Source organism: Acidiferrobacterales bacterium, from assembly GCA_028820695.1.
Lineage (GTDB): Bacteria > Pseudomonadota > Gammaproteobacteria > Arenicellales > JAJDZL01 > JAJDZL01.
In genome coordinates, this window is the sequence record JAPPIB010000055.1 from 80,522 (window position 1) to 106,907 (window position 26,386).

The 26,386-nt window shown below is 52.8% G+C and carries 24 protein-coding genes; 20 read left to right on the plus strand and 4 right to left on the minus strand.

Features of this window, described 5'->3' with window-relative positions:
• Positions 1-2: 2 nt before the first annotated feature.
• From fghA to OXI60_11170, 13 genes are all read left to right on the plus strand, one after another.
• Complete coding sequence (fghA, locus tag OXI60_11110) at positions 3-830, plus strand: S-formylglutathione hydrolase (protein MDE0310357.1); 828 nt, start codon at positions 3-5, stop codon at positions 828-830.
• 157 nt (positions 831-987) lie between these two features.
• Positions 988-1,122 (plus strand): 50S ribosomal protein L34, encoded by a 135-nt coding sequence (gene rpmH, locus OXI60_11115; GenBank protein ID MDE0310358.1) that lies wholly within the window; start codon positions 988-990, stop codon positions 1,120-1,122.
• 339 nt (positions 1,123-1,461) lie between these two features.
• Positions 1,462-1,707, plus strand: coding sequence for a membrane protein insertion efficiency factor YidD (gene yidD / locus OXI60_11120; protein MDE0310359.1), 246 nt, complete (start codon positions 1,462-1,464; stop codon positions 1,705-1,707).
• Entirely contained in the window at positions 1,707-3,425 is a 1,719-nt protein-coding gene (gene yidC / locus OXI60_11125) for a membrane protein insertase YidC (protein MDE0310360.1), read from the plus strand. The genes yidD and yidC overlap by 1 nt, the downstream gene beginning before the upstream one ends.
• Positions 3,392-4,771, plus strand: a complete 1,380-nt coding sequence (gene mnmE / locus OXI60_11130) for a tRNA uridine-5-carboxymethylaminomethyl(34) synthesis GTPase MnmE (protein ID MDE0310361.1) — start codon at positions 3,392-3,394, stop codon at positions 4,769-4,771. The genes yidC and mnmE overlap by 34 nt, the downstream gene beginning before the upstream one ends.
• Before the next feature lie 73 nt (positions 4,772-4,844).
• On the plus strand, positions 4,845-5,774 hold the full coding sequence (locus OXI60_11135; GenBank protein MDE0310362.1) for a hypothetical protein: 930 nt from the start codon (positions 4,845-4,847) through the stop codon (positions 5,772-5,774).
• A gap of 18 nt (positions 5,775-5,792) precedes the next feature.
• A complete protein-coding gene (locus OXI60_11140; protein ID MDE0310363.1) occupies positions 5,793-7,835 on the plus strand; it encodes a hypothetical protein in 2,043 nt (680 codons plus the stop codon).
• 18 nt (positions 7,836-7,853) lie between these two features.
• A complete protein-coding gene (mnmG, locus tag OXI60_11145) occupies positions 7,854-9,740 on the plus strand; it encodes a tRNA uridine-5-carboxymethylaminomethyl(34) synthesis enzyme MnmG (protein ID MDE0310364.1) in 1,887 nt (628 codons plus the stop codon).
• Positions 9,741-9,767: 27 nt separating this feature from the next.
• Positions 9,768-10,460 (plus strand): 16S rRNA (guanine(527)-N(7))-methyltransferase RsmG, encoded by a 693-nt coding sequence (rsmG, locus tag OXI60_11150; GenBank protein ID MDE0310365.1) that lies wholly within the window; start codon positions 9,768-9,770, stop codon positions 10,458-10,460.
• A 15-nt stretch (positions 10,461-10,475) separates the two neighbouring features.
• A complete protein-coding gene (locus OXI60_11155; GenBank protein ID MDE0310366.1) occupies positions 10,476-11,246 on the plus strand; it encodes a ParA family protein in 771 nt (256 codons plus the stop codon).
• Positions 11,243-12,112: a ParB/RepB/Spo0J family partition protein gene (locus OXI60_11160; protein MDE0310367.1), complete on the plus strand. Its 870-nt coding sequence runs from the start codon at positions 11,243-11,245 to the stop codon at positions 12,110-12,112. The genes OXI60_11155 and OXI60_11160 overlap by 4 nt, the downstream gene beginning before the upstream one ends.
• A gap of 14 nt (positions 12,113-12,126) precedes the next feature.
• Positions 12,127-13,260 (plus strand): outer membrane protein assembly factor BamC, encoded by a 1,134-nt coding sequence (gene bamC / locus OXI60_11165; GenBank protein MDE0310368.1) that lies wholly within the window; start codon positions 12,127-12,129, stop codon positions 13,258-13,260.
• A 397-nt stretch (positions 13,261-13,657) separates the two neighbouring features.
• Positions 13,658-15,394, plus strand: a complete 1,737-nt coding sequence (locus tag OXI60_11170) for an ATP-binding protein (protein MDE0310369.1) — start codon at positions 13,658-13,660, stop codon at positions 15,392-15,394.
• 259 nt (positions 15,395-15,653) lie between these two features.
• On the opposite strand, the gene OXI60_11175 is transcribed toward OXI60_11170, so the two are convergent.
• The 3 genes from OXI60_11175 to OXI60_11185 form a co-directional block, all read right to left on the minus strand.
• Entirely contained in the window at positions 15,654-15,968 is a 315-nt protein-coding gene (locus OXI60_11175) for a hypothetical protein (GenBank protein MDE0310370.1), read from the minus strand.
• Positions 15,969-16,023: 55 nt separating this feature from the next.
• Complete coding sequence (locus tag OXI60_11180) at positions 16,024-16,725, minus strand: arylesterase (protein ID MDE0310371.1); 702 nt, start codon at positions 16,723-16,725, stop codon at positions 16,024-16,026.
• Positions 16,726-16,789: 64 nt separating this feature from the next.
• Positions 16,790-17,494 carry a YggS family pyridoxal phosphate-dependent enzyme gene (locus OXI60_11185; GenBank protein ID MDE0310372.1) on the minus strand — a complete coding sequence of 235 codons (705 nt, stop codon included), beginning with the start codon at positions 17,492-17,494 and terminating at the stop codon, positions 16,790-16,792.
• A 214-nt stretch (positions 17,495-17,708) separates the two neighbouring features.
• Between OXI60_11185 and OXI60_11190 the strand changes: the two genes are divergently transcribed.
• The 5 genes from OXI60_11190 (at position 17,709) to tyrS (ending at position 24,087) form a co-directional block, all read left to right on the plus strand.
• Entirely contained in the window at positions 17,709-18,770 is a 1,062-nt protein-coding gene (locus tag OXI60_11190) for a DNA recombination protein RmuC (GenBank protein ID MDE0310373.1), read from the plus strand.
• Between the two features lie 110 nt (positions 18,771-18,880).
• Positions 18,881-19,378, plus strand: coding sequence for a very short patch repair endonuclease (locus tag OXI60_11195; GenBank protein MDE0310374.1), 498 nt, complete (start codon positions 18,881-18,883; stop codon positions 19,376-19,378).
• 114 nt (positions 19,379-19,492) lie between these two features.
• Positions 19,493-20,188: an ABC transporter ATP-binding protein gene (locus OXI60_11200; protein MDE0310375.1), complete on the plus strand. Its 696-nt coding sequence runs from the start codon at positions 19,493-19,495 to the stop codon at positions 20,186-20,188.
• A gap of 6 nt (positions 20,189-20,194) precedes the next feature.
• Positions 20,195-22,720 (plus strand): FtsX-like permease family protein, encoded by a 2,526-nt coding sequence (locus tag OXI60_11205; protein ID MDE0310376.1) that lies wholly within the window; start codon positions 20,195-20,197, stop codon positions 22,718-22,720.
• A gap of 188 nt (positions 22,721-22,908) precedes the next feature.
• Positions 22,909-24,087 carry a tyrosine--tRNA ligase gene (tyrS, locus tag OXI60_11210; protein ID MDE0310377.1) on the plus strand — a complete coding sequence of 393 codons (1,179 nt, stop codon included), beginning with the start codon at positions 22,909-22,911 and terminating at the stop codon, positions 24,085-24,087.
• 18 nt (positions 24,088-24,105) lie between these two features.
• Here the strand turns inward: tyrS and OXI60_11215 are convergent, their stop codons facing one another.
• Entirely contained in the window at positions 24,106-24,834 is a 729-nt protein-coding gene (locus tag OXI60_11215; protein ID MDE0310378.1) for a type 1 glutamine amidotransferase, read from the minus strand.
• Between the two features lie 342 nt (positions 24,835-25,176).
• Between OXI60_11215 and OXI60_11220 the strand changes: the two genes are divergently transcribed.
• Both OXI60_11220 and OXI60_11225 read left to right on the plus strand, forming a co-directional pair.
• A complete protein-coding gene (locus OXI60_11220; GenBank protein MDE0310379.1) occupies positions 25,177-25,632 on the plus strand; it encodes a thioesterase family protein in 456 nt (151 codons plus the stop codon).
• Positions 25,633-25,753: 121 nt separating this feature from the next.
• Positions 25,754-26,374 carry a hypothetical protein gene (locus tag OXI60_11225; GenBank protein MDE0310380.1) on the plus strand — a complete coding sequence of 207 codons (621 nt, stop codon included), beginning with the start codon at positions 25,754-25,756 and terminating at the stop codon, positions 26,372-26,374.
• Positions 26,375-26,386: the final 12 nt, after the last annotated feature.

Below are 26,386 nucleotides of genomic sequence, written 5' to 3' on the forward strand. Positions count from 1 at the left end.
TCATGGAAGTTGTCAGCGAGCACCGCTGTTTCGGCGGTGTGCAGGGCATTTATCGCCACCAGTCCCGGCATACCCGGACCCCGATGCAATTTTCGGTGTTTGTATCCTCATCAGCCGGGCGGGGGAAACTTCCTGTTTTGTGGTTCCTGTCCGGACTGACATGTACCGAAGAGAATTTTACGGTCAAGTCAGGTGCACAGAAATTTGCCGAGGAGCATGGAATGATTATTGTGGCCCCTGACACCAGTCCGAGAGGTGCCGGTATTGAGAGCGAGGATGACGACTTCGGCTCGGGAGCCGGTTTTTACGTGGATGCCACCCAGGCGCCCTGGAGTGATCACTACCGGATGTATTCGTATATCACCGAGGAACTCCAATATACAGTTTGCGAACGATTTCCTGTCGATTCGTCAAGACAGGGAATTACCGGGCATTCGATGGGCGGGCATGGTGCATTGACCATCGGTTTGAGAAATCCGCAGCTTTTCCGATCGATTTCCGCCTTCTCACCGATCTGTTCGCCGACTCGATGTCCGTGGGGCCAAAAAGCGCTGAGCGGGTATCTTGGTGATGACAGCAGCGCCTGGGCTCAATACGATGCAGTGGAATTGATCGGCAACGGTCACCGAAGCGGTAAGATTCTTGTTGATCAGGGAGATGCTGACAATTTTCTCACCGATCAGCTCAAACCGGAACTGCTGTCGTCCATTTGCAATGATAATGGCCAACCTCTCGAATTGCGCATGCAGCCGGGCTATGATCACAGCTATTATTTCATCTCCAGTTTCATTGCCGACCACATTGCGTTCCACGCTTCGAATCTGAAGTAGACTGACCTGCCCCTGCCGTCGGCGGCTGGAAATTTTAAGTCCGTTTGGTACTGGATTGCTATAATTTGGCAGTTGCAATCCATTCCAGGGAACACGGATTGCGTTGTCGAAACATCCGGACAGCACAATTGAAAACAGAATATCGTGGTTTGAAATTATGAAACGTACCTTTCAACCGAGCAATTTGAAGAGAAAACGCAAACACGGGTTTCGTGCCCGCATGCGAACCCGTGGCGGTCGGGCCGTGATCAATGCACGACGAGCGAAAGGCCGCTCAAGGCTCAGTGCATGAAAAACACCCGACACCGAGAGAACATTGCTTTCCAGGAAGCCTCCGAATAAAGCGGCGTGCTGATTATCGGACGGTTTTCGACAACAACAGGCAGTATTCAAACCGGTATTTTCGGGTTCTGGTGCACGGCGGAACCAACCGAACAGGCCCACGTCTGGGGGTTGTTGTTTCGCGCCGGGTATCGAAAAAGTCAGTTGAGCGAAATCGAATCAAGCGTCAGATCCGTGAGTGTTTCCGAACCCATCGGCACAATCTGATCGATCGCGACATGGTGATCATTGCGCACCGTGCCTGTGAATCAGCTCCGAATTCTGAATTGCGAAACAGACTGATCAAACTATTCAAACAGTTGGAAAATTGAGAAGAATCTTTATTCTGGCCATCCGTGGCTACCAATATCTAATCAGCCCGCTGTTCGGTCCGTGCTGCCGATTTCACCCGACATGCTCCAGCTATGCGGTCGAGGCGATCAGTCAACACGGCGCGATGAAAGGTTCGTTCCTCGCGATCTGTCGGATCGGCCGATGCCATCCCTGGCATCCAGGCGGATTTGACCCGGTACCGCAAGCCGGCAAGGAGCAGTGATGGACTTTCGGCGTGCACTTTTGGCCATTTCGCTCGGGCTGATCCTGATGCTGATCTGGCAGGCGTGGCTGAATTTTCAGGACGAAAAGGCGCGGGTTGCGCAGGTTACCCAAACCGACGCGGCTCCGGGTGTTCCGACATCACCCTCCTCGACAGACCAGCCCCAGAGTGCCGCAACCGGTGAGGTTTCCGATGCGCCTGCCGTTCCATCCGCACCTTCGGCACCTGTACCGGCGGTTGGAGGTTCAGCCGAGAGTTCTGCGCTGGAATCAACACAACGGATCAAGATTCTGACTGATCTCCTGAAAGTTGAGATTGATACCTATGGCGGTGAGATACGGGAAGCGAAGCTGCCCGAATACCCAGTTGAGGTTGATATGCCGGATGTGCCGTTCAGGTTGCTGACGGATACCGGTCCCGGAATCCTGGTTGCGCAGTCAGGCCTGGTCGGAACGGGTGGTGCATTTCCAAATCACAAGACAGAATTTACCGCCGAGGCGCAGTCCTATGTACTGTCTGATTCGGACAGTTCGCTTGAGGTGCCATTGCGCTGGACATCTCCTGAAGGCGTCAACTATTTGAAAACCTTCACATTCTATCGGGACAGCTATCTCATTGATGTTGAATTCACCGTCGACAACCAAAGCGGAAGTCGATTGGAAGCCTATCAATATGGACAATATCTGAGCACCGAGTATGTCGAGGAGTCCGAGGGATTCCTGTTTTTCAAGGCTTTGCCAAGCTACAAGGGAGCGGCGCTTTATACGCCTGAGAACAAATACGATAAGATCGACTACAAGGAAATTCGAAATGACAGTCCGGCGTTTGAGACGGAATCCGGATGGGTGGCAATGCTGCAGCATTACTTCATGACCGCGTGGCTGCCTTACGAAAACGCACCATATGAGTTCTATACCAGGCCGCTTCGTGATGCCAGCGGAGAGACACGCTATCTCGCCGGCTACGTCGCCCGAACCCCGACTGTAGTCGAGAACAACTCGGTCGCATCACTGCGAACCCAGATTTATGTGGGGCCAAAGGAGCAGGACCGGATCAAGGATCCCTCAGAAGGTCTGATCCTGACGGTAGATTATGGCTGGCTGACGCCAGTATCCTCGCCTCTATTCTGGGTGTTGCAGAAAATCAATGATGTCGTGAAAAACTGGGGATGGTCAATCATTCTTCTGACACTGTTGGTGAAAATTGTGTTCTATCCGCTGTCGGCTGCCAGTTACAAGTCGATGGCCAAAATGAAAAAACTTCAGCCGAGGCTCAAGACCCTGAAGGAGCGATATGGTGATGACAAGCAGAAACTGAATCAGGAGATGATGCAGATCTATAAGAAAGATAAGATCAATCCGCTCGGTGGCTGTCTTCCAATATTGATTCAAATACCTGTTTTCATTGCGCTTTACTGGGTCTTGCTTGAGAGTGTCGAGTTGCGCCAGGCGCCGTTCATCTTCTGGCTTAACGACCTGTCTCGAGCCGATCCGTTCTACGTGTTGCCGGTATTGATGGGCGCATCAATGTTTGCACAGCAATTTCTGAATCCAACTCCATTGGACTCGCTGCAGAAAAACATCATGATGAGCCTGCCGATCGTGTTTACATTTTTCTTCTTGTGGTTCCCGTCCGGCCTTGTGCTCTACTGGCTCGTCAATAATGTACTCTCAATTGCGCAGCAGTGGTACATCACCAAAAAGTTGGCGGCGATCTGATTGCTGAAGCCGATACCATAGCGGCGATATCAACCCCTGCCGGGATCGGTGGCATTGGAATCATCCGGGTTTCGGGGCCGAAGGCATCCGATCTGGCGCGTGCCGTAACACGCCGGGACGTGGTTGCGCGACAGGCGATATTCAGTGGATTCTTTAGCGACAATGGCAGCCTGATCGACGAGGGCGTTTTACTTTTCTTTCCTGCGCCTGGCTCCTACACCGGCGAAGACGTATGTGAATTCCAATGCCACGGAAGTCCGGTTGTGCTCAATGTGCTTGTGTCGAGGCTGCAGGAACTGGGCGCAAGACTGGCGGACCCGGGAGAATATACCCGCCGGGCATTTCTGAATGGCAAGCTGGATCTGGCTCAGGCCGAAGCGGTGGTTGATCTGATCAATAGCTCGACCGCGGTCGCTGCGCAATCTGCCATGCGCTCCCTGAGCGGGGAGTTTTCCGAACGGGCACACCGGATTGTGGAGAAAATCGTCAATCTGAGGATGTTCATCGAGGCGGCAATCGATTTCCCGGAAGAGGAGATTGATTTCCTGGCGAATTCCGATATTGCCGCGTCAATCAGTCAGATCCACCAGGACCTGACCGACCTGATCGACCGGTCAACCGCGGGCAATCTGTTGCGCGAGGGGATTACGGTTGTGATAGCAGGCCGCCCTAATGCTGGAAAATCAAGTCTTTTCAACCGGTTGGCACTGCAGGAACGGGCTATTGTAACGCCACAGCCCGGAACTACCCGCGATACGGTCGATGTGACTGTCGATGTGAGCGGACTGGCGGTACGGCTGGTTGATACAGCGGGTTTGCGTGATGTTTCCGACGCGATTGAAAAGGAGGGGATCTCGCGTGCCAGGCAGGCGATGCAGTCGGCGGACATCGTGCTTTACGTGATCGACAGCGAGCAGGGGGCGAATGATGAGGACTTGAAGGAGATCGGGAAATTGGACCGCGCGCATTGCGCCGTTGTATGGAACAAGACAGACCTGATCGGGGATGTTCGCCCGGCGATCGAGTCGGAATCGTGCCTACAGGTCCATGTTTCCGCGTTAACTGGCTTGGGTATGAAAAAAGTTTATAAAATAATAAAGCGGATTGCGGGCTATGAAGTGAATGAAGAAGGGCTTTTCCTCGCACGGCGACGACATCTTTCCGCAATGAGACGTGCCAGTGAATTCGTTGCGCAGGCGCACGAAGCGCTCGCGCAACGGTCGGCAGGCGAGCTTGCAGCCCAGGATTTGTGGGATGCGATGAAGTCGCTCGACGAGATTACGCAAACACCTTCCTCGGATCAGTTGCTTGGCGAGATATTCGCAAATTTCTGCATCGGAAAGTAAACGAGGCAGTTGACACCCTGTCCGGCCTGATCCGCATTGATGGTCCCGCGACCGAACTGGCGTTGAATACAAAATGACGAATCTGAACAAATCCCAAGCGGTTCTTTTGCAGATGCTGATCGTGCTGGCGGCAGTCGCTTCGGTGATTATCTGGCAGTATGACTATCTGGCGGACCTTTATATTCGAAACCAGGTGACCCGAGTCGGTCTGATCGTCAATATTTCGATCATGGCCCTTTTTGTTGCGGGTCTTTCGCAGTTGGTACGGCTGTTTCTTCTCTATGGTCGCGAGGAGAAAGCGCTCAAGCAGTTCAGCGACGCAGTTTCGTCGGAAGATGTGGAGCACCAACTCGATCAAATCCCTGAAGGCACCATCATCGGGCAACGCTACCGGATTGTGAGTGATTTTTTCAGTACCCGCACGGAGTTCAATCACAACGCGCTGGCCGCAACATTGCTTGCTCAGGAGGCCAGCCGCACCAGTTTCGCCAAGTTTGTCAACAACATACTGATCCTGACAGGGGTTTTCGGCACGATCATATCGCTGACCGTGGCGCTTTTGGGTGCATCAACTGCGATTTCCGATGCCAACAGCCTGCGAGGTATCGATATTGTCATTCACGGCATGTCGACAGCGCTGTCCACTACGATGACCGCAATCCTGGCCTATTTTCTGTTCGGCTACTTCTACCTGAAACTGCTTGACACCCAATCCTACGTGCTGGGGAAAATTGAACACATTACCGCTACAGTGCTGGTGCCGCGGTACCAGGCCGCGACTCGGTCACCCGAGCAGAATCTGAGTGCGATGCTCGCAGGCACCGTTGAGACGATCAACAAGTTTGACACCTTCATTCGTCAAATTCAGGAAATCAGTGCCAAACAAGACGAGGTTTTTGCCAACTTTGAGAAGTTAACCGACCAGAATATGCATCTGCTGACGGATATTCGCGGCATACTGCGTGCGGGATTCAGGTTGCGCGACGAGTCCGACAAGAACTGACCCCGGAGGGGGATGGACATGACCTGGAACACTGGCGGATTCGTTGACCTTCGCGTTCATCGGGCATCCGAGGCCAGTCACTCAGACGATAGCATCTGGCCGTCATTCACCGACATCATGATGGTGATCGTGATGATCTTTCTGATGGCTTCAGTCATATTCATGCTGCGCAATGTTCAATTGGGCAAAGATCTGCAGTCATCTCTCTCGTCCGAGGGCGAAGCGCTCCAAGAGATCAGCTCTCTACGGGATAGAGCCGCCTATCTATCGGAAATCATTAGACAAACTGAGCAACGAGCGGTCGATTCAGAGCGTCTTCAGAAAGAAGCGAGCCTGCTGGCGGAACAGCGCGGTACCCGAATTGCCGAGCTTGAGTATGAGACAGCCGATCTTTACCGTACGCAGGCGCAGTTGAACCTGGAACTGGAAGATCTTGGCGCCGAGCTCACCGAATCCCGTGCATTGCGGACGCAGCTGACCGAACGAATCGCATCGATGAATTTGACTATCGCGGACCTGGAATCCGTGAGCGAGAGCAAGTCGCAGGCGCTGGCTGCTGTGCAGCAGGAGCTTGACGACAAGTTGGGCGAACTTCGGACCGTTCAGATGACCCTTGAGGAGACACTGATTGAGGTCACCAGTCTGAACGAATCACTGGAAAATCTGCGGATGGTTGAACTTGAGCAGCAACAGAGCATTGCCGAGCTGATTGAGACCCGGGTCTCACTGGAGTCACTGACCGGTTTGCAGGAATCACAAATAACACAACTGATTCAATTACATAATGAACTCGAACAACAGTCAGGACAGCAACAGACACAGATTGCACAACTGACGCAGGAGCGAGACGAGCTGGGATTGCTGAGCGACGATCAGGCGGAACGCATCGCGACCCTGATTGATGACCGAAGCGCGCTTGAGGCGACGACACAGGAGCAATTGGTACAGATTACCGAGCAGGAGCGCAAGCGTATCGAGCTTGAGAAGCTTGTCGCAGTACAGAATGAGCACATTGAGCAGCTGAGCCGCACACAGGACGAGCTGGAAAGTCGCAGCACGGAACTTACATCGAATGTTGCGCGGCTGAATGCGACCATTGAGAATCTGGAATCTCTGCGCAGCGAACAGTTGCAACAGGTCGCACAATTGATCGCGACGCGAAAGCAGCTTGAGGAAGCGGGTCAGGAGCAAACGTCGCAGATTATTCAACTGACGCAACAACGTACCGAACTGGAAAGACAGATTGACGATCTGAATACGAGAAATTCTGAGTACCAGCGCCAGCTTTCGGAGCTTAATCAAACACTTGGGAGCATTCGCACAGCGGAACGTGAATTGCGGGAGCAGTCAACTGCTCACGAGGAACAAATCGATACACAGCAAACCCAGATCGCGAGTCTGGAGCGTGACCTTTCGACCATGTTTCAGGAAAGAACTGATCTTCAGAACCTGAGTCAGGCCCTGGAAACAGAGTTGTCATTTCTAAGACGCCGTCAATCCGACCAGGAAGCGCAGCTTGACACATTGCGCTCCATAACCGATCGGCTGGGCACGGACATTGAGGGCAGACAGCGGCAGATCGATACATTGACAAGTCAGAGGGACGCCTTGCAATCTGACCGACAGAAGTCGCAGGACGAACTTGAGGAACTGAAGCAAGCCTATCAGGAACGACTGAGCGAATTGGCCGAACTGGAGGTTGCATTTGCCGAAAGCAGCCAGGAAGCACGAAGTCTGAGATCGGACCTGGTCGAGCTTAAGGAAGAGGCGCAGCTGATGCTGCGTCCGGCGAGAAGCCCCGCGAACCGTTATATTGTCGATGTGCGTTACACAAAAGATGATTCCGGCAATCAGATTCTTTCTTACAAGTTGCCGGACCAGACTGTGGCGACGTTTGTTGATCGGCAGCAATTGGATGAGATTCTGACCCGATTGAAGTCCGAGCGGCCGGAAGGGTTGTATACTCGCATTGTGTTTCCCCAGCAGGAACTCCTGACATTCGAAGAGGCCTGGGGATTTACCCAGCAAATCCTTTCACAATATGACTATTATCACCAATAATGCAACGGTAGCTGACGGATGAGACATCCACAGGAATATGACGTTGTGGTGGTCGGCGGCGGTCATGCCGGGGTCGAGGCTGCAATGGCGGCCGCGCGCACCGGCAGTGAGACATTGTTGCTCACCCAGAGCATTGAGACCATCGGACAGATGTCGTGCAATCCCGCAATCGGCGGGATCGGCAAAGGACATATCGTACGCGAGATAGATGCTTTGGGCGGCGTCATGGCGAGAGCGATCGACAAAAGCGGCATACAGTTCAGGCGTCTGAATGTCAGAAAAGGCCCCGCGGTTCGGGCCACCCGCGCCCAAGCTGATCGCACACTGTACAAATCCGCGGTTCGGACCTTGCTGGAACGACAAGACCGTCTCACCATCTTTCAACAAGAAGTGGAGGACCTTCTGGTTGAAGATGGCATGGTCCGGGGCGTATTGACGCGATTCGGCATCCGGATCAAGGCAAGTGCCGTCATACTGGCAACCGGCACTTTTCTCGGCGGTACCATTCATATCGGTCTTGAGAATCATAGTGGCGGACGCGCGGGCGATGCCGCTTCAAACCGGCTCTCGAAGCGGCTCAGACGGATGATGTTCCACGTGGAACGTCTCAAAACCGGCACACCGCCCCGAATTGACAGCAGGACCATTGACTACTCCAGGCTTGAGGTGCAAACCGGCGATGATCCATCATTGGTATTTTCGTTCATGGGCAGTTCCGATGAGCATCCTCGGCAGATCTCCTGCCACATCGCACGCACCAATGAGCGTACTCACGACATCATTCGAGGCGCACTTGACCAGTCCGCCATGTACGGCGGAGCAATTGACTCGATTGGTCCAAGATATTGTCCGTCGGTGGAGGACAAGATTGTTCGATTTGCGGATCGTGCGTCACATCAGATATTTGTTGAGCCGGAAGGGCTGGACTCAATCGAGATCTATCCGAATGGCATATCCACGAGTTTGCCGTTTGATGTTCAGTGCAGGTTCGTAAGGTCGATTGAGGGATTTGAAAATGCGACGCTGACACGTCCCGGCTATGCGATTGAGTACGATTTTCTTGACCCGACTGATCTCAAGCCGACTCTGGAGTCGAAGCTGATGCCCGGATTGTTTCTGGCCGGACAGATCAACGGAACCACCGGATACGAGGAGGCCGCTTGTCAGGGACTGATCGCGGGGCTGAATGCGTCGAGGACGGCGCAGTCCATGTTGCCCTGGTGGCCGGGTCGAGACGAGGCGTATATCGGTGTCCTGATTGATGATCTGGTGACCAAGGGGGCCGATGAGCCTTATCGAATGTTCACGTCCAGGGCCGAACATCGACTGATTCTGCGCGAGGACAATGCGGATCTGCGACTGACCGGAAAAGGCCGTGAGCTCGGACTCGTATGTGATGAGCGCTGGGCGAGGTTTACTGAAAAACGCAATGCACTGTCACGTGAGCGCGACCGCTTGCAGCAACATACGGTCACACCATCCAAGACCAATCAGAAAGCGATCTATGAGGCATTGGGGCGGAACCTGACGGCCGATTCGACTTTGTTCGATTTGCTGCGCGATAACAATGTCAGCTATGAATCTGTGATGAGAATTCCAGGCACCGGTACGCCTGTCGAAGATCAGACGATCACTGAACAACTTGAAATCGAGGCACGTTACGAAGGATACATCGATCGACAGCGATCCGCGATTAACAGGGCCTCGCATGCACAAGGCATACGACTGCCCGATTCGATGGACTACACTCAGGTGCACGGATTATCCAATGAGGTCCGACAGAAACTGCAGTCAAAAAGACCCGACAATCTCGGTATGGCTTCGCGGATACCCGGTGTGACACCGGCCGCAATCGCCGCTCTTTCCGTACATCTGAAAAAGCAGGCGATGTTGAAGTCTGCCTGAAGTCCGATTGTGGCCTCTTGCGACCCGATGGAAAATCTGATTGACAGGCCAGTCTTGGAACAGGACAGCGCCACTTTGGCAATCAATCGGCGCCAGGCGGATGTAATATTACGTAAGGGGTTGATAACATTAAATATAACCCTTCAGGAGAGTGCCATCGACCGCTGCCTTGATCATGCCGAGATGTTGCTGCGTTGGAATCGTGTCCATAATCTTTCGGCGATCAGAAATCTGGGCGATGTTGTGGTCAGGCATCTGCTGGACAGTTTTTCGATTGTCGAGCACGTCAAGGGGAAGGAAGTCATTGACATCGGAAGCGGCGCGGGATATCCCGGTATTCCGATTGCCCTGGCCAGACCGGATTCGCATGTTGTTCTATTGGATTCGAGCATGAAGAAGTCCGAGTTTCTCAGGCATTGTGTTGCGCAGATGGGGTTGTGCAATGTGACTGTGCTGTGCGAACGGGTACAGGAACTGTCGAAGGACTGTCGAAGTTTTGATACGGTCTTGGTACGGGCATTGGGTTCACTGGCTACAGTCGCCGAGTGTGAGTTGCCGATCCTGACGTCGAATGGACGGATTCTCGCAATGAAGGGCAAGTATCCGAAACGAGAGCTTGAGACGATTCGATCAATCTGTGACTGTGCCGTTCATCAGTTGTCGGTACCAGGCTTGAGTGAGAGCAGGCATCTTGTTGTTATAAAAAGAAAAACGAATTGAGTGCAGATGAATATCATGAGCCGTGTACTAGCCATAGCAAATCAGAAGGGCGGGGTTGGCAAAACAACGACCGGCATCAATCTCGCAGCCTCGCTGGCGCGTGCGAAACGCAAGGTCTTGTTGATTGACCTGGACTCACAGGCAAACGCTTCTGCCGGAATGGGGCATGCGACAACAGATGCGGACGCGAAGGGCATCTATGATGTGCTCATTGGCGCGGCAACCATTGCGGAGGTCGTCGGCCGGACAGACTTTGGCGTAGATGCAGTGTACGCGAGCAGGGACCTTGCCGGCGCACAGGTGGAACTGCTCAATCTGGAAAATCGAGAATACCAGCTCAGACGCGCGCTGAGCTCACTTAAAAACACCTATGGTTACATCCTGATCGACTGCCCGCCATCGCTGAACATACTGACGATCAACGCTCTGACGGCAGCCGACGGAGTTATCGTTCCCACTCAATGCGAATTTTTTTCCTTGCAGGGATTGGTTGACTTGCTTGATACAATTGCATCTGTTCGTCAGTCGTTCAACCCGAATCTGCAACTGGAAGGAATTCTGCGAACCATGCACGACCGCAGAAACAAGCTGCACCAAGAAGTATCTGAAGAATTGAACAACCATTTCAATGATCAGGTCTATCGTACCTTCATTCCGCGAAACGTCAAGCTCGCTGAAGCGCCAAGCCATGGCAAGTGTGTGCTTGATTACGATAAAAAATGTGCCGGATCATTGGCTTACCTGGCATTAGCGGGTGAAGTGCTGAGTAGGGAAGAGCGAAGATGAGCAGTCAGGAAAGATTAGGCCAGGGCTTGAGTGCGTTGCTTGGGTCGGCCGCGACGAAAGCGACGACAGCTCCGATTGATCATGTGAGCATGATCGCGATTGAAAAGCTGCACTCAGGTGCCTATCAGCCGCGTATGGAAATAGAAGACGAGCCGTTGCGACAGCTGGCCGACTCAATCAGGGCCCATGGCATCATTCAGCCAATTCTCGCGCGCGAGTCGGACAGCGGCACTGGATTTGAGATCATTGCCGGAGAACGAAGATGGCGGGCGGCGCAGATGGCGGGTCTGCACGAAGTGCCGGTCATTGTCCGTACGCTGAACGATCAGTCGAGTATGGCGATGGCACTGATTGAAAACATTCAGAGGGAGGACCTGAACCCGGTTGAAGAGGCGAACATGATCAGAAGACTGGTTGAGGAGTTCAATCTCTCGCACGCTCAGGTCGGTGAGAATGTCGGCAAGTCGCGAGCCACCATCACCAATATACTGAGACTATTGTCATTGGCTGAACCTGTGTTGGAAATGCTTCAAAACCGTCAGATTGAGACGGGTCACGCCAAAGTCCTGCTTGCGCTTGCCAAGACCGATCAGATTGAGGCGGCACGGGTTGTCGTGCAAAATGCCCTGAATGTGCGAAAAACAGAGGATTTGGTCAAACGCTGGGGCGAACGCGGGCGCAAGTCGGGTAAAATAGCGAAACCCAAGGATTCCGACATTTCCAGGCTTGAGCGAGAATTGTCAGAAAAAGTTGGAGCGAAAGCCGATATTCATGATCGGAATGGAAAAGGATACATCAGGATTCACTACGGAAATCTTGATGAGCTTGACGGGATACTTGAACGAATGAATCTGAACATCGAGTGAAGGCACAAACAGTTATGGAAACCGTCACAAAGTCACAGATGAACCACGTTGCCAAACTGACTGTGGTCATTTTCTCAGCACTGGTCATCACCGGTTGCGCGGAATTTGGTGGTAAACAACTGTCGTTGCTGCAGTCGTCCCGAGTGTTGGACCCGCTGGAAGTTCCACCGGGCCTGTCCCCCCTCCCGGAAGCTGAGCAGTTCCAGATTCCCGGTGAGTACAATCCGGCTGAACTTGCTCCCGAGGATCTTTCTCCAGAACAGTTCAGAAACTATGGGACGTGGGTTGAATTCGAGAAATTCCAGGAGTTTCAAAGAGCGGACAAGGGTATTGGTGTTGACGCGGATCAGTATCGCGAGGCCGTCGAACGCGGCGAGGACTTCTTCAAGGTAACGGTGATTGATACCGGAGAGAACGCGATACGATTGCGGGTGGTCGATTCAGCACAGGCCGTGTTTGAGCGGATGAAGGTTGCGCTCCACAACATGGATGTCAAGGTGAACAGTGCCGATGAGGAAATCGGTAAATTCGTTGTTTCCGGGGTTGATATCAAGAAGTTGCCCACCCTGCTGCAGCGAATAGGATTCAAGGAATACAAAGGAAGAATCGATGAGTTGCACGTAGTAACGACGAGTGCCACCGAGACGCAGGTGGTCGCCAAGACTGAGTTCAACGTCGAGGTGAATGCCGAGGGCAGCAAGGAATTCCTGACCCGACTCAGGTACTATCTGCTTACGAGCTATCAGCAGGATGAGTCCGGCACAGCACTGGCGAGCGCGGTTTCCAATAAATCGATTACAGTGATCGAAGGACGGCAGACCATTGTAATTTCAGAGAATTTTGATTCGGCTTGGGTACGGGTTGGACGAACGCTGGAAGCTTCAGGTGTAAACATCGATGATCTGGATCGAAGCCAGGGTCTATATCTCGTCAGCTTCAGCCATCTGGAAAAAGACAAAAAGAAAAGATGGCGACTCGCATTTTGGAGAAAAGACAAAAAAGAAGTAGCACAGAAGCATTTCAGGGTACTGGTCACCGACCATGGATCCCAGACAAGAATTCATGTTGAGGGCTCCGGGGACGACGAGTCGGATGATCAATACGGCGAACAGTTGTTGGGGATCATTTACGAACGCTTGCTAACCTGATCGGCCGGGGGTCATTTCCAGACTGAGCCTGGCATCATCCATCCTTGTCAGCCCGCAGATCTGACCTTTGGAAAATCATCCAGCGCGCCCGACGGCGGAATAATTCACAATACGGTGCGCTTCATATCGCCGATCGCAGCTGGACGTCAACGGCGGCCGATGGTGACAGTTCCTGCGCAAGACCAGCCAGACGGTGCTGTCCTTGCAATTGATTACTGCGACATTCCAGATATTCGTTACCCGTTCGTGGCTTGCATCTTGCGCCCCAGAGCCATCTTGAGCGAACTCAGTCTGTGCTCCAGCCGCCTCAATCAAATGAATGCAGAGAAACGAACATGTTATGCACAAAATGCAAATACTATATGCATATTGTGCATGACAATGTACAATTGAAGTTATGATTGATCGAGCTATCGCTTCGCGTCTTGTCAGGCTCTTTGAGCAGTATCCTTTCGTAACCGTGACCGGTCCGCGTCAATCCGGCAAGACAACACTGTGCCGCGCTGTGTTCCCTCATCTGAGGTACGTTAATCTAGAGTCACCGGATGTGCGGGAATTTGCTCAAAGCGATCCTCGCGGATTCTTGTCTGAAATTGACGATGGCGCAATTATTGATGAAGTTCAGCGTGTCCCGGAACTTCTTTCATACCTGCAGGTTCTGTCAGACGATAAAGGGCGTAGTAGCCTGTTTGTTCTGACAGGCAGCGAACACTTCAAACTCTCAAACACAATCAGTCAGTCCCTGGCAGGCCGAACCGGTTTACTTTACCTGCTTCCCTTAACCATTGCTGAACGCGACAGCACGGGTGCCGGCCAATCAATCGAAGACATTCTCTATTCGGGATTTTATCCACGCATATATGACCAGCAGCTTGATGCAAACCAAGCCTACTCTGACTACTTTGAGACTTACGTTGAACGGGACATACTGCGGATAGGCCAAATTCGCAATCGGCAGGAATTTCGGCGTTTCGTTCGTCTGTGTGCCGGCAGAATCGGACAGATCGCGAACTTGAGCACAATTGGAGCAGATGCAGGTATATCGCACACAACAGCACAACAGTGGCTCAATCTTCTGGAAACCAGTTTCATTGCTTTCAGATTGCCTCCATTTCGTGCCAATCTTCGCAAGCGTCTCGTCAAGTCACCAAAAATCTATTTTTACGATGTAGGGCTCGCGGCCTATCTGATCGGTATCAACCAGCCGGAACAGATCAGCACCCACCCGATGCGAGGAGCGTTATTTGAGAACATGGTCGTCGTAGAAACCATGAAGTATTGTTTCAATAACGGGAAACGAGAAATTCTTTCTTTTTTTCGTGACAGTCGAGGTTTGGAGTGCGACTTGCTGTTCGAGACAGGCGATGAAATATTCGCGATCGAGATCAAATCGGGAGCAACGATCGCAACCGACTATTTCAAGCCGTTTGACAGAATTGGAGATCTGATTCCGAAAATATCAAGAAAAATCATTGTCTATGGCGGTTCGGCTCGCCAAACCCAAAGTTCAGTTGAGGTGGTGCCTTTCGGTGACCTGTCTGATGTGCTTGATCGTTTTCAAGCTGAAAAAGAAATGTCATCCATTGCACGAACTGGTCTGTCCGATTTGCCCGATTCGTCTGACCGCGGCACACTGGACGCAGTGTTTTACGCATACATCAGACCCACGCTTGATCATCTTGAGCAACTGCTGAGCGAGCATGTGAAACCGCTATTTCAAAGATATCACGCCGGCTCGAAACTTAGTGTCAGGGATCGAACAATCAACTCGGCTACCCTCTTCGAGCCCTCGCGCTGGGAGTCAATCAAAGAGCAAGAATTCGCATTTGTGGGATTTAGAATCGAAAAATTGCAGCCACTGATATTCGTTCACAGTCTGGAGTTGAAGAATTTAGTTACCAACCTCAACCTTAACTTGACCGTTTCGTTGAAATGGACTTTCGACACTGAAGCGTTGACACTTACGATTGATGTCGATGGAAATCAATGTACTGGGCTGTCGGGCCTGCGATGGCCTCATTCCCAAATCGGAATCCAAAGTGCAAAAATTGACTTCATCTGTTCGACAGTCCTGAAATCAATCAAACTCGCGATTCAGCAAAATGCTTTGAGCGATTCTGACAGCCGCAAGTAAGTCATGCGGCACCGGCTGATCGGGCAGTCAGTTCGATCGGTTCCAACACTCAATGGATACCGCGTCGCCGCAACTCCAGCCGCCTCAATTGACTGGATGCAGAGAAACGAAAATGCCTGTATCTCAAGCGTAACTGAGGAATCTTTGCCCGGGCGAGTTTGGAACGCCAGGCAACATCATGTAGCGAAAGCATTGAGACTGTTGGAATGATGGCTGAATCCTGCCTGGTCACAGACAGTATCCATTGTCCGGGACTGTGTTATTCGCCGGTTTGATTGACGGGCTGGGCATCCGGGTTGTTTCGAAGCCATTCCTGATATTTCTGGTACTCTTGCCACTCTTTCCAGAGCAAGTATTCCTGATAAGCTGGATCGTCTTCACCGGGGCCGAGCCGCCCACCGCCTTGATTGAACAAAAACAGCGGCGAACCTTGGATATCTCCCCCTCCTTTCGGGTTATCTGGAACAGGAGGGTGACTTGACTTCCGGTCTGACTGCCTGTCTCCACATCCCAACAGGGCACCTAGTGTAAATACCACCGTAGCGAATAGAATCAAGGAAGACTTTTTTGACATTTCAATGACTGCCTGCTCAGAATTTTCAGCACATGACCTTACAAACCGGTGGTTATTATATTGAACAATTTGACAACTGGGGCAGTTCGTCAGAAGTTTGCGACGACGCAATCTGTTGAATCAGCTGCCCGACATACGGAGCGATTCGGCCGACAATCAAGTCAACACCCGCCTCATTCGGATGAATGCCATCGTTTTGATTCAATGACGGTTCGGTTGCGACGCCGTCAAGAAAAAAAGGATAGAACAGCAAACCAAACTCCTCGGCGAGGTCCGGGTAGATGCTGTCGAACCTTTCGTAGTAGTCTGCTCCAAGATTGCGGGGCGCCTTCGCACCGAAAAACAATATGGGCAACCCTCTGGACTGGATTTTCCTGATTATTTCGGTCAGGTTGTGACGAACGGACTCAACCGGTACAGCTCGAAACGCGTCGTTGTAGCCCAGGAACACAATCACGCCCGAGTATGGATCGGACAGCACCCAGTCGACCCGCGCGAGTCCGCCGCCAGTGGTATCACCGGACACGCCGGAGTTGACGATGCTGACCGGGCAGCCTCTCTCCTTCAGTGTGTTCTGCAGTTTTGACGTAAACCCGTGTTCGGACGCGAGTCCGTAACCTGCGATCAGACTGTCGCCGATTGCGACAATCCTTATTGATTCCGGGGAGGCAGCGTCAGTTTCGGCCGGCAGCAAACCTGCAACAACAAAAATGACTGCTGCCAGGCCCGGAAACGAACCGAAGAACGTGTTATTCATAATCGCTGCTGATTGAAGTGAGTCGGGTTTTTTAATGACCTGGAATCCATCCGGCAAGACGTTTTCAACGCTGCGTCCTGGAAGGCCGAGGCCCGAACAGTGCGGTGCCGATGCGGACGTGGGTTGAGCCTTGACTGATCGCAACCTCCATGTCTGCCGTCATGCCCATGGACAGAGTATCCAGCGGATGCCCCTGCTTGATCGCCAGTTCCAGCCACTGTCTCAATCGGGCAAAAACCGCGCGTTGCCGCTCAACCGTGTCGACAGGTTCCGGTATGATCATCAAACCCCGAATACGAACGCGGGGGAGACTCGCGATCTCGTCCAGCAACGGCAACAACTGCTCACCAGCCACGCCCGACTTTGTCGCCTCGCCTTGCAGATTGGTCTGGACACACAGATTCAATGGCGGCAGATCATCAGGGCGCTGATCGTTCAGCCTCCTGGCAATCTTGTATCGGTCGACACTGTGTACCCAGGAAAAGTGATTGGCAATATCCTTGGTCTTGTTGCTCTGTATGCTTCCGATGAAATGCCATTCAAGTTGCAGATCAGACAGCATCCGCTGCTTGCCGATCGCTTCCTGGACAAAATTCTCCGCGAAAATGCGCTGGCCACATTCAGCCAGGGTCCTGACGGCTTGTGCCGGGTGCAGTTTTCCGACCGCCACCAGACTTACAGAGCCGGCTTGCCTGCCCGCCTGCCTTTCGGCCGCGTGAATCCGGTCCACTACGGTTCGATAATTTTCGGCGAGATTCGAATTGTTCATGAATGGCTGTTGACAATTACGGGCGCACGCGATACCGGATGCCTCGCATACACCTATTATTATCGCCAATCAGGTTACGCGAGTGTGATGTTAGATGCATAATTGTCCATTGACCACTACAATAGTCTGCGCCAGTTGCCGCGCTGGCATATAGAGTAATCAGCCTGAAAGAATCGACAGTTTCGGAGATCTCCAACCAGTGAGGGAATCTGCCTTGCAAGTTTTGACCGACCCGTTTTTTGTGCTTGGATTTGTGCTGATTTTGGCGTGGGTCTCATTTGTGTTGCTCAGACGTTCATCGGCCCGCAACAGCCACGACGATAGATTCGACCTGCTTGAGCAAATCACCGAAAAACTCGCCGCCCAGGAACGAGTGTTGACAGGATTGCTGGATCAGCGTCTGGAAAGAACCGGAATTGATGTTCGACAGACTCTTGAGAAAACGTCCCAAGAGACGTCGGTAACGCTAGGTGACCTCAGACAAAGGCTTGGGGAGATTACGGTATATCAGGGCAAAATCACGGATTTGTCGACGAGGGTCAACCGATTGCATGAGGTGCTCGCAAGTACCAAGCACAAAGGTATATTCGGAGAACAGCAACTTGCAGACATCATCCGCAACGTGTTGCCGGCACAGAGCTATGAGTTTCAGTCTTCGCTTTCGAACGCCAGACGGGCTGACCTGATACTGAAGTTGCCGAATCCACCCGGCTCGATCTGCGTCGACTCAAAATTTCCGCTTCAATCCTTTCAGGACATTCAGGACGCACGCGAGACCAAGGACGTAGACGGAGCACGCCGAAAGTTCAAGACTGCAGTCCGGAAGCACATCGTGGACATTGCGAACAAGTACATCGTAGCCGGTGAAACCAGTGAATTCGCGCTGATGTTTGTACCGTCCGAAGCAATTTTCGCGGAAATTCAGGACGCTCACCAGGATCTTGTGAAGGAGTCACACGATGCCCGGGTATATATTGTGTCGCCGACAACCATGATGGCGACCGTAACCGCGATTCGCGGTATTGTCAGAGATGCCGAACTGAGCCATCAGGCGCAACAGGTCAGGGAAGTCTTGCTGAAAGTCGCCGTTGAGGTCGAAAAACTGGACGAACTGGCAAAAAAACTCCAAAAGAACTTCGACCGGCTGCAGGGCGATGTATCCCGGATCACCCGCAGAACACACAGTGTGAGGGAAAGGATCGATGTGATCGGTGACGCTCACCGCGAAGAAGAGACGGGTCAGGACGGATCGCGGGAACCGAGTGTACAGCCATGATTCTTGAGCCCTATCAAGCCGGACCCGCCTGACTGTACCCGATGAACCCCGATGCAATGCCGTATCGCTGACGCCGAGTCTCCCACAATAGTTCTGACATCCGCATCGTCATGGCTGACGTATTTGACAAAGCGAAACGAAGCCGGATCATGGCGTCCATTACCGCGAAGGATACCAAGCCGGAAATGACAATCCGCAAGGCGCTGCATCGCAACGGTTACCGGTACCGACTTCATGACCGGACCCTTCCCGGCACACCGGATCTGACATTTCGGAAGTTCAAGGCAGTGATTATGGTTCACGGATGCTTCTGGCATGGACATGATTGCACCTTGTTCAGGATGCCGGCAACGAATCAGAAGTACTGGAGCGACAAGATCAGCAACAACCAAAAACGTGATCAGAAAGTCCGGCAAGAATTGCTTGACTTGGGATGGCGCGTGCTCATCATCTGGGAGTGCAGCATGAAGGGTAGACATCGAACGGTATTGGATGACCTGATCCCGGCAATAGAAAACTGGTTGCTGAGCGACCATCGTGAGCTTGAGATCAGCGGCGGATCATCGATCTCGGGAGCCGAGCCGCCAAACTTGCATTGCAACAGTTGAAAATAACCCGAATAACCACATCTATCCGTGTGCTGGTGATTCACATCCGCGGCCGTCCTCACCAGTTTTCCGATCAGGATGGTTTGATTTGTCCGTGCCAATCCGGGAATGAAGATGGTTAACAAAGAAAATGAGCCTATCGTTGCGCTCAACGATCTGTGGTTGGTACTCAAAAGCCAGGCAGGGAGTGTTGAGATACTTCGAGGGGTCAATCTCAACGTAAGGTACGGCGAGAGTGTCAGTATTTCGGGACCGTCAGGTGCCGGCAAAACCAGTTTGATGATGATTATCGGCGGCATGGAAAAAGCCACCCGTGGACAGGCCGTTGTTGCAGGAGTGCGAATTAACGACTCGACTGAAGATGAGCTTGCCAGGTTCCGCAGACAGCATGTCGGGATTGTCTTTCAGTCCTTTCATCTGATTCCAACCATGACGGCCTTGGAGAACGTCGCAATTCCACTCGAATTGTCCGGAGACAAGGATGCATTCGATCGGGCGAGAAGCGAGCTCGCCGAGGTCGGCCTTCTGTCCAGACTCGGTCACTATCCGAGCCAACTGTCAGGTGGCGAGCAACAACGCGTCGCCATCGCCCGTGCGTTGATTGCGCAACCTGACCTGATTCTTGCGGACGAGCCCACCGGCAACCTGGACATGACGAACAGCGAACGAATCATGGATCTTCTGATTCAACGTTGTGCTGACAAGAACGCGACGCTGCTTCTCATTACCCATCAAAGGGAACTCGCGCAACGTTGCACCCGACATGTGGAAATTTCCGACGGCCGAATCATCGCCAATACGGACGGATAGAGTCTGATGAACCTCACCGTCCTCAAAGTTGCATACCGCGATCTGCGACGCGGACATCGCGGCTTTTGGATTTTTCTGAGTTGCCTCGCACTCGGTGTGGCTGCAATCACTGCGGTCATGACCATGTCAGCCAGTCTGGTCAATGGAATCGAGAGAGATGGCAGGATACTGCTCGGTGGCGAGATCGCGATCGGACAGCAGTTTCATGACCTGACCGACGAACAGCTTCTGGAAATTCAGCAATACTCGGAATCCAGCACCAGATTTTTGGAAATGCGGACCCTGTTGCGTAGCGACGATGTTCGCAGAAGTGGACTCATTTCGTTAAAGGCGATCGACGACAACTATCCCGTTTACGGAGAGTTTGTTGTTCGCGACGGCGGAAATATCAGCGAATTGATCGCCTGGAACGGGGAAACATGGGGCGCGATTGTCGATCCAGTCCTGATTGAGTCAGGCCGGGTGTCGGTCGGTGAGCAGGTTTTCCTGGGAAACGCCATCTTCACGGTTACCGCAGTGATCGAAAATGAACCGGACCGCATCGGCAGTACAGGAAGCTTCGGTTTCTGGCCGCGGGTGATTGTCAGTGACGAGGCGGTCAAGGCGGCCGGATTGGTGGTGGAAGGCAGTCGCACGTACTTCGACTACCGGATCAAGCTGAAACAGGGAGTCGACCCCCGCGAGCTCAAGACGCGCTGGTCGGAGCAGTATCCGAATCTGGACGTTCGAGACTATTCCAACGCGTCGCCGAACCTGGCCGAGGTGATCGAGCGGATCGGTGTGCTGCTGGCACTTGCCGGACTGACAACACTGCTGATCGGCGGAGTAGGCGTAAGCAATGCGATTCGCGCCTATATGGACACCCGACTTTCGACGATTGCCATACTCAAGTGTGTCGGCGCGTCGCAGCGCCTCGTCTTTAGGATCTATCTGACTCAGATTCTGTTGCTTTCCGGTGTCGGTATCGCACTGGGTATGACGTTCGGGACCGCCCTGTCATTGGTGAGCGGGACGATCATTGCGAACCTGTATTCAGTTCCCATTGCGTACTCGTTCAGTCTTTACATCGCGATGATCATCATCACGTATGGCATGCTTACAGCCATATTGTTCACATTATGGCCGCTTGCCTGCGCCCTCAACACGATGCCCTCGGCTCTTTTCAGAAATGCGGCGACCGCAGAAAGACGCACCGCCTCGTGGATCTATGGTGTGATTTCCGCGCTGTTGGCTGTCGTGCTGGCCGGGATTGTAATCACGACCGCATACGAAACCCGATTTGCGGTTTGGTTTGTCATCTGCGTCAGTGTCGCCTGGGCCGCATTCAGGCTGGTAGGGCTGATCATCACCGTGATGTCAAGAAAATTCGGATTCCGGCATCTGCCCGCGCTTCGTCTGGCCATCGCCAACCTCCACCGTCCCGGGGCAGCCACCTCCGATATCGTGCTGGCAATCGGTCTGGGACTGTCGGTCCTGGTGGCGACCGCCATGGTATCGGCCAACATGGACGAGCAGATCAACAATCTGATTCCGGACAACGCACCGACTTTCTTTTTCCTGGGCATTCAGTCAGAGCAGCTCAATGAATTCGAAAATCTGATTGAAGCGGCCGATGGCACCTCCGACTTGAATATTCTGCCCTATATTCCAGGCCGGATCACGCAGATCAAGGGAATGAACCCACTTGATGCCCTGGTGGACGAAGACAGCCGCTGGCTGGTCGATGACGACGGTGAGCGCATATTCTCCTACACCGCGGTTCCGCTTGAGGGTGGCGAGATGATCAAGGGTGACTGGTGGAGCCCTGAATACTCAGGACCGCCTCTTCTTTCCATTCATAAGGATGTTGCGGAAGGTTTTGATGTCGACATCGGTGATACGATCACCATGAACATCCTGGGTCGGGAAATAACCGGTACCGTTCACAATATCCGCGATCTGGAATGGCGGTCAATGCGTCTGAATTTTGCCATTATGCTGTCACCGCATCCTCTGAATACGATCCCGCACTCGAATGTCGGTACGGTTCGCGCGCCCCCTGAAGTCGACTTTGTGCTGCAGGAGCACGTTGCGAGCAGTTACGCCAACATAACCGTGATTCGAATCAAGGATGCCTTGGACCGTGTTGCCAACCTTATGGCACAGGCAAGAACTGTAGCCGGCAGCATCAGTACGGTTACAGTCCTGGCGGGAATCTTGGTGCTGGCGGGCATTGTCATCTCGGAGAATCGTCGACGGGCGTACGAGAGCGTACTGCTGAAGACAATCGGAGCCTCGAGAAAATACGTACTGGCAGCATTTTCGTTCGAATATCTGCTGCAGGGCGTAATCACCGCAGTGGTTGCGATCATATTTGGAACGGCCGCATCATGGGCAGTTGTTTCCGGGCTGATGGGTTGGGACTGGCAGCTGATACCGCTTCCCGCTTTGAATACAGCGATTCTGGGTTTGGCCATTTCTTTGGTTCTGGGCATGTTCGGCATCCTGAGAGCGTTGAGACAACGTCCGCTGACGTATCTGAGAAACGGATGATTGTTGAGTTTAATCAATGTTGAGGAGCACGGCCGATGTCGACAATCGCAGGGCCTGATCACAGCTGTTGCGGAATTTGGGTGCCAATCGGCGAGTCCAATCATTTAAAATTTGCAAGGCACTTCATTTTTTGACCGCAGACGGAGCATTCTAAACTGACTTATTCTTTTGAGGAATCGCTTGATCTCATCCGTCGCGGAACCGATGAGATTCTGCTGGATTCAGAACTGAACGATCGAATTCGTAAAGGGCGTCCGCTTTGTGTCAAGGCAGGATTTGATCCCACAGCACCCGACTTGCACTTGGGTCACGTCGTTCTGCTGGAAAAAATGCGGCAGTTTCAGGATCTGGGACACCGAGTCGTCTTCCTGATCGGCGACTTCACCGGACGCATCGGAGATCCGTCCGGAAAGAACGCTACGCGCCCGCCAATGTCCACCGAACAGATTGAAGCCAATGCGGCAACCTACCGAAAGCAGGTGTCCATGGTGCTCGATCCGGACAAGACTGTTGTTCGGTTCAACTCGGAGTGGTATTCAGAGGAAAATTCCGCCATGATGATTCAGCTGGCGTCCCAATACACGGTTGCCAGAATGCTCGAACGCGATGACTTCAAAAAACGGTTCGCGGATCAGCAGTCAATCGCCATTCATGAATTTCTCTATCCTCTGGTTCAGGGTTACGATTCTGTGGTACTCAAGGCCGATGTCGAACTGGGCGGCACAGATCAGAAGTTCAATCTCCTGGTCGGAAGAGACTTGCAGCGACAGTATGGCCAGCCGCAGCAGGTCGTAATCACCGTTCCGATTCTGGAAGGGCTGGATGGCGTTCAGAAAATGTCAAAATCCCTCGGTAACTACATCGGAATCGATGAGCCGCCGGACGAAATATTCGGCAAGTTGATGTCGGTCTCCGACGAGCTGATGTGGAGATACTTCGAATTGCTGAGTAAGCGGCCGATGAAGGAGATCCAACAGTTCCGACAGCAGGCGTCTGAAGGAGCCAATCCTCGCGATTTCAAGGTTCTGCTGGCGATGGAAATGGTTGAACGGTTCCACTCTGGAAGTGCCGCGCAAAGCGCGCATGCACAGTTTATCGCCAGATTTCAGCAGGGCATGGACCCAGACGATATCGAGCACAAGGACATTTTCATTGAGCGGTCGGGCATAGCGCTCGCGAATCTGCTCAAGGACGCAGGGCTGGTCGCGTCAACTTCGGATGCCCATCGCATGGTTGATCAGGGTGCTGTTCGAATCGATGGTGAGCGTGTCAGTGACTCAAGGCAGGAAATTGCTGCAGGAACCTCACATGTCATTCGGGTGGGCAAGCGGCGGATCGCCCGGGTTTCAGTGCAGGCAAGCCAATAATCGGCAGCGGCATCCGCCTCAAGCCCTGCACTGGTCCATCCAGTTCCGATAAAGTATCTGTGCTGTAGACGACAGATTTTCCTGGTACTGCTGTGCTTCGACTCTGAGACTGTCAGCACCATCGACTCCAAAAGTTGCGGTCAGCGCCTGTTCATATTCCGGAACCGCGTTCCACTCGTCGATTGTCTGAGGTCCGGTCTCGACGTGGAACTGAATGCCCAGCGAAGCGTCCCCGATGGCAAATGACTGTACAGCACACACCGGCGACGACATCAGCACACTGGCATCATCAGGAAGAGACTTCACTTCCGCACCATGCCATTGCAGGGTCTTGAAACACTGAGGCAGATCCTTTCCGAGCACATGAGCCTGGCCTGCATCGGTCAAGTTGACGTCGAGCATGCCGACTTCCGGTGTCTGCGCCTTCCCGACCGATCCGCCGGCGGCCTCAGCGAGCAGCTGGTGCCCCAGACATACTCCGAGAAATGGCATGCGGCGTACCCGGACCGCTTCATGAATCGCCTCTTTTTCCGCAGCCAGCCAGGGAAACTGGTCTTCTTGCCAGACATCCATCGGGCCGCCCATTGATATCATCGCGTCGTAGCGTGAGATGTCGGGCACCTTCTCGCCTTCGTCCAGCTCAACAGCGTCCCACCTGATACCGTCGTGGCGCATGAAGTCCCGGAAAATCCCCGGGTGCTCGCAGGCGATGTGCTGGAAAACAACAATTCGGAAATCACTTGCCATGTTACATACCTTCAATCGAAGACTCGATGCGTTGATTATGTCCTATTTTCTCAAACCTGTCATCTTCTCGAAAACTGCATACCGATCCGGCTCGACTGATTGTCAGTACAGTCGGGTTTGTGAGCAATCCGACTTCGATGGGCCGCGACCGCGAAAGCATTGTGCACACATATCCACATCCGACTGCACTGGTTCCTCACTGCGTCTGAATGAGATCTGCCGTTGTCTGCCAATGCTGGAATTCGCCAGTCGATGTTACATCAAATATAATGCAAGGTTACTGTGACGCCTGATCAAAATATACCGAAGTGCAGTCAATGGCTGAGGAAGGGTTGAACCACTGTGAGCGTATTGAGACTTCATTCCGAGCCCCTTCAGGATTCCTGGCTGGATGCCTACGGACACCTCAACGAAGCCTATTACCTTGTCCCATTCACCAACACAACGTGGATCATGCAGGATCATTTCGGGATTGGTGTTGACTACTTTGAGAGAACTGGCTGTGCGCTTTACACCGTTGAAACGCATCTGCGATACCTTAAGGAAGTCAGGAAACCCGCCAATATTGAGGTGGAAACAATAATACTGGGGTCAGACGCCAAGAAAATATGGTTTGCCCACTTGATGCGGGTGGCGGAGAAGTTATGTGCGACAGCAGAATTCATGATTCTCCACTACAGTACTCGAGAAAATAAGACAATACCCTTGCCGCAGGAGGTTCAGGCGATGCTGTCTGCGGCGGAAATTGACTCACGGCCAGATTGGGTGGGCAGACGCATATCCATGGCAAGGCAATGAAGCGCAGTTCGAGGACCGGTTGGCCAAAGGACGTACAGCTTCACGGTCTGAACATCACTTGCTGTTTTGGCAGCTTGTCTCAACTGGCATTTTGATGTGCTTTGGTGTGGAGACTATCTGATTGGAAACGCGGTCACGTCCGAGCAGAAAATTAAGAAAAATCAGTATTGAAGACATGTTGAGAGTTTTGTATGCCGTCGTATTCGGGCTCGTTCTGGTGCCAGTGCCATCAATCGGGCAGGATAGGTCTGCTGACTGCAATCCTTCCATAAACATTGACATTGACGAGACGTCGTTTACCCGTGAAGAAGTGATTGCGCTGATAGACGAACTTTTCTATGAGTCACTGGCCGAGTATCAGGAATGTCTCGGAGGCGGCGCAAGCGGTGGTGCTGTCGCAAGCGGCGCAACCAGCGGCGGACAGACTTCAGGATCTATTGAGTCTGTAGCGGCATCGGGCGTTCAGGGTACAGATTCGCCGTCGCTCGAGCCTATTGAAGAAGAAAGTGTCAGCACTTTCCAATCTGACTTGCCGCCCGCAGACAATGGCAAGATTCCTGAAGACTTGCCGCTCGCAGACAATGGCAAGATTCCTGAAGACATTCCGCCCGCAGACAACGACAGCGTCCTCGCGGCACAGATCCGTCTCGCGGCGGAAAATGAGACCGATCCGGCGGCACAGGCAGCCCTGTGGAACGAATATCGAAAGGTCAAGGGCATTAAAGTAAGGGAAGTCAAATAGCGAGAAACCGAA

Excerpts from the sequence above, each read along its gene's own strand:
- mnmG (MDE0310364.1), top strand. The coding sequence starts at position 7,854 with ATGAGACATCCACAGGAATATGACGTTGTGGTGGTCGGCGGCGGTCAT.
- OXI60_11200 (MDE0310375.1), top strand. The coding sequence starts at position 19,493 with ATGGTTAACAAAGAAAATGAGCCTATCGTTGCGCTCAACGATCTGTGG.
- OXI60_11175 (MDE0310370.1), bottom strand. The coding sequence starts at position 15,968 with ATGTCAAAAAAGTCTTCCTTGATTCTATTCGCTACGGTGGTATTTACA.
- yidC (MDE0310360.1), top strand. The coding sequence starts at position 1,707 with ATGGACTTTCGGCGTGCACTTTTGGCCATTTCGCTCGGGCTGATCCTG.
- OXI60_11155 (MDE0310366.1), top strand. The coding sequence starts at position 10,476 with ATGAGCCGTGTACTAGCCATAGCAAATCAGAAGGGCGGGGTTGGCAAA.
- rpmH (MDE0310358.1), top strand. The coding sequence starts at position 988 with ATGAAACGTACCTTTCAACCGAGCAATTTGAAGAGAAAACGCAAACAC.
- OXI60_11185 (MDE0310372.1), bottom strand. The coding sequence starts at position 17,494 with ATGAACAATTCGAATCTCGCCGAAAATTATCGAACCGTAGTGGACCGG.
- OXI60_11160 (MDE0310367.1), top strand. The coding sequence starts at position 11,243 with ATGAGCAGTCAGGAAAGATTAGGCCAGGGCTTGAGTGCGTTGCTTGGG.
- OXI60_11215 (MDE0310378.1), bottom strand. The coding sequence starts at position 24,834 with ATGGCAAGTGATTTCCGAATTGTTGTTTTCCAGCACATCGCCTGCGAG.
- fghA (MDE0310357.1), top strand. The coding sequence starts at position 3 with ATGGAAGTTGTCAGCGAGCACCGCTGTTTCGGCGGTGTGCAGGGCATT.
- OXI60_11180 (MDE0310371.1), bottom strand. The coding sequence starts at position 16,725 with ATGAATAACACGTTCTTCGGTTCGTTTCCGGGCCTGGCAGCAGTCATT.
- bamC (MDE0310368.1), top strand. The coding sequence starts at position 12,127 with ATGGAAACCGTCACAAAGTCACAGATGAACCACGTTGCCAAACTGACT.
- OXI60_11170 (MDE0310369.1), top strand. The coding sequence starts at position 13,658 with ATGATTGATCGAGCTATCGCTTCGCGTCTTGTCAGGCTCTTTGAGCAG.
- OXI60_11205 (MDE0310376.1), top strand. The coding sequence starts at position 20,195 with ATGAACCTCACCGTCCTCAAAGTTGCATACCGCGATCTGCGACGCGGA.
- OXI60_11195 (MDE0310374.1), top strand. The coding sequence starts at position 18,881 with ATGGCTGACGTATTTGACAAAGCGAAACGAAGCCGGATCATGGCGTCC.
- OXI60_11140 (MDE0310363.1), top strand. The coding sequence starts at position 5,793 with ATGACCTGGAACACTGGCGGATTCGTTGACCTTCGCGTTCATCGGGCA.
- OXI60_11135 (MDE0310362.1), top strand. The coding sequence starts at position 4,845 with ATGACGAATCTGAACAAATCCCAAGCGGTTCTTTTGCAGATGCTGATC.
- rsmG (MDE0310365.1), top strand. The coding sequence starts at position 9,768 with ATGGAAAATCTGATTGACAGGCCAGTCTTGGAACAGGACAGCGCCACT.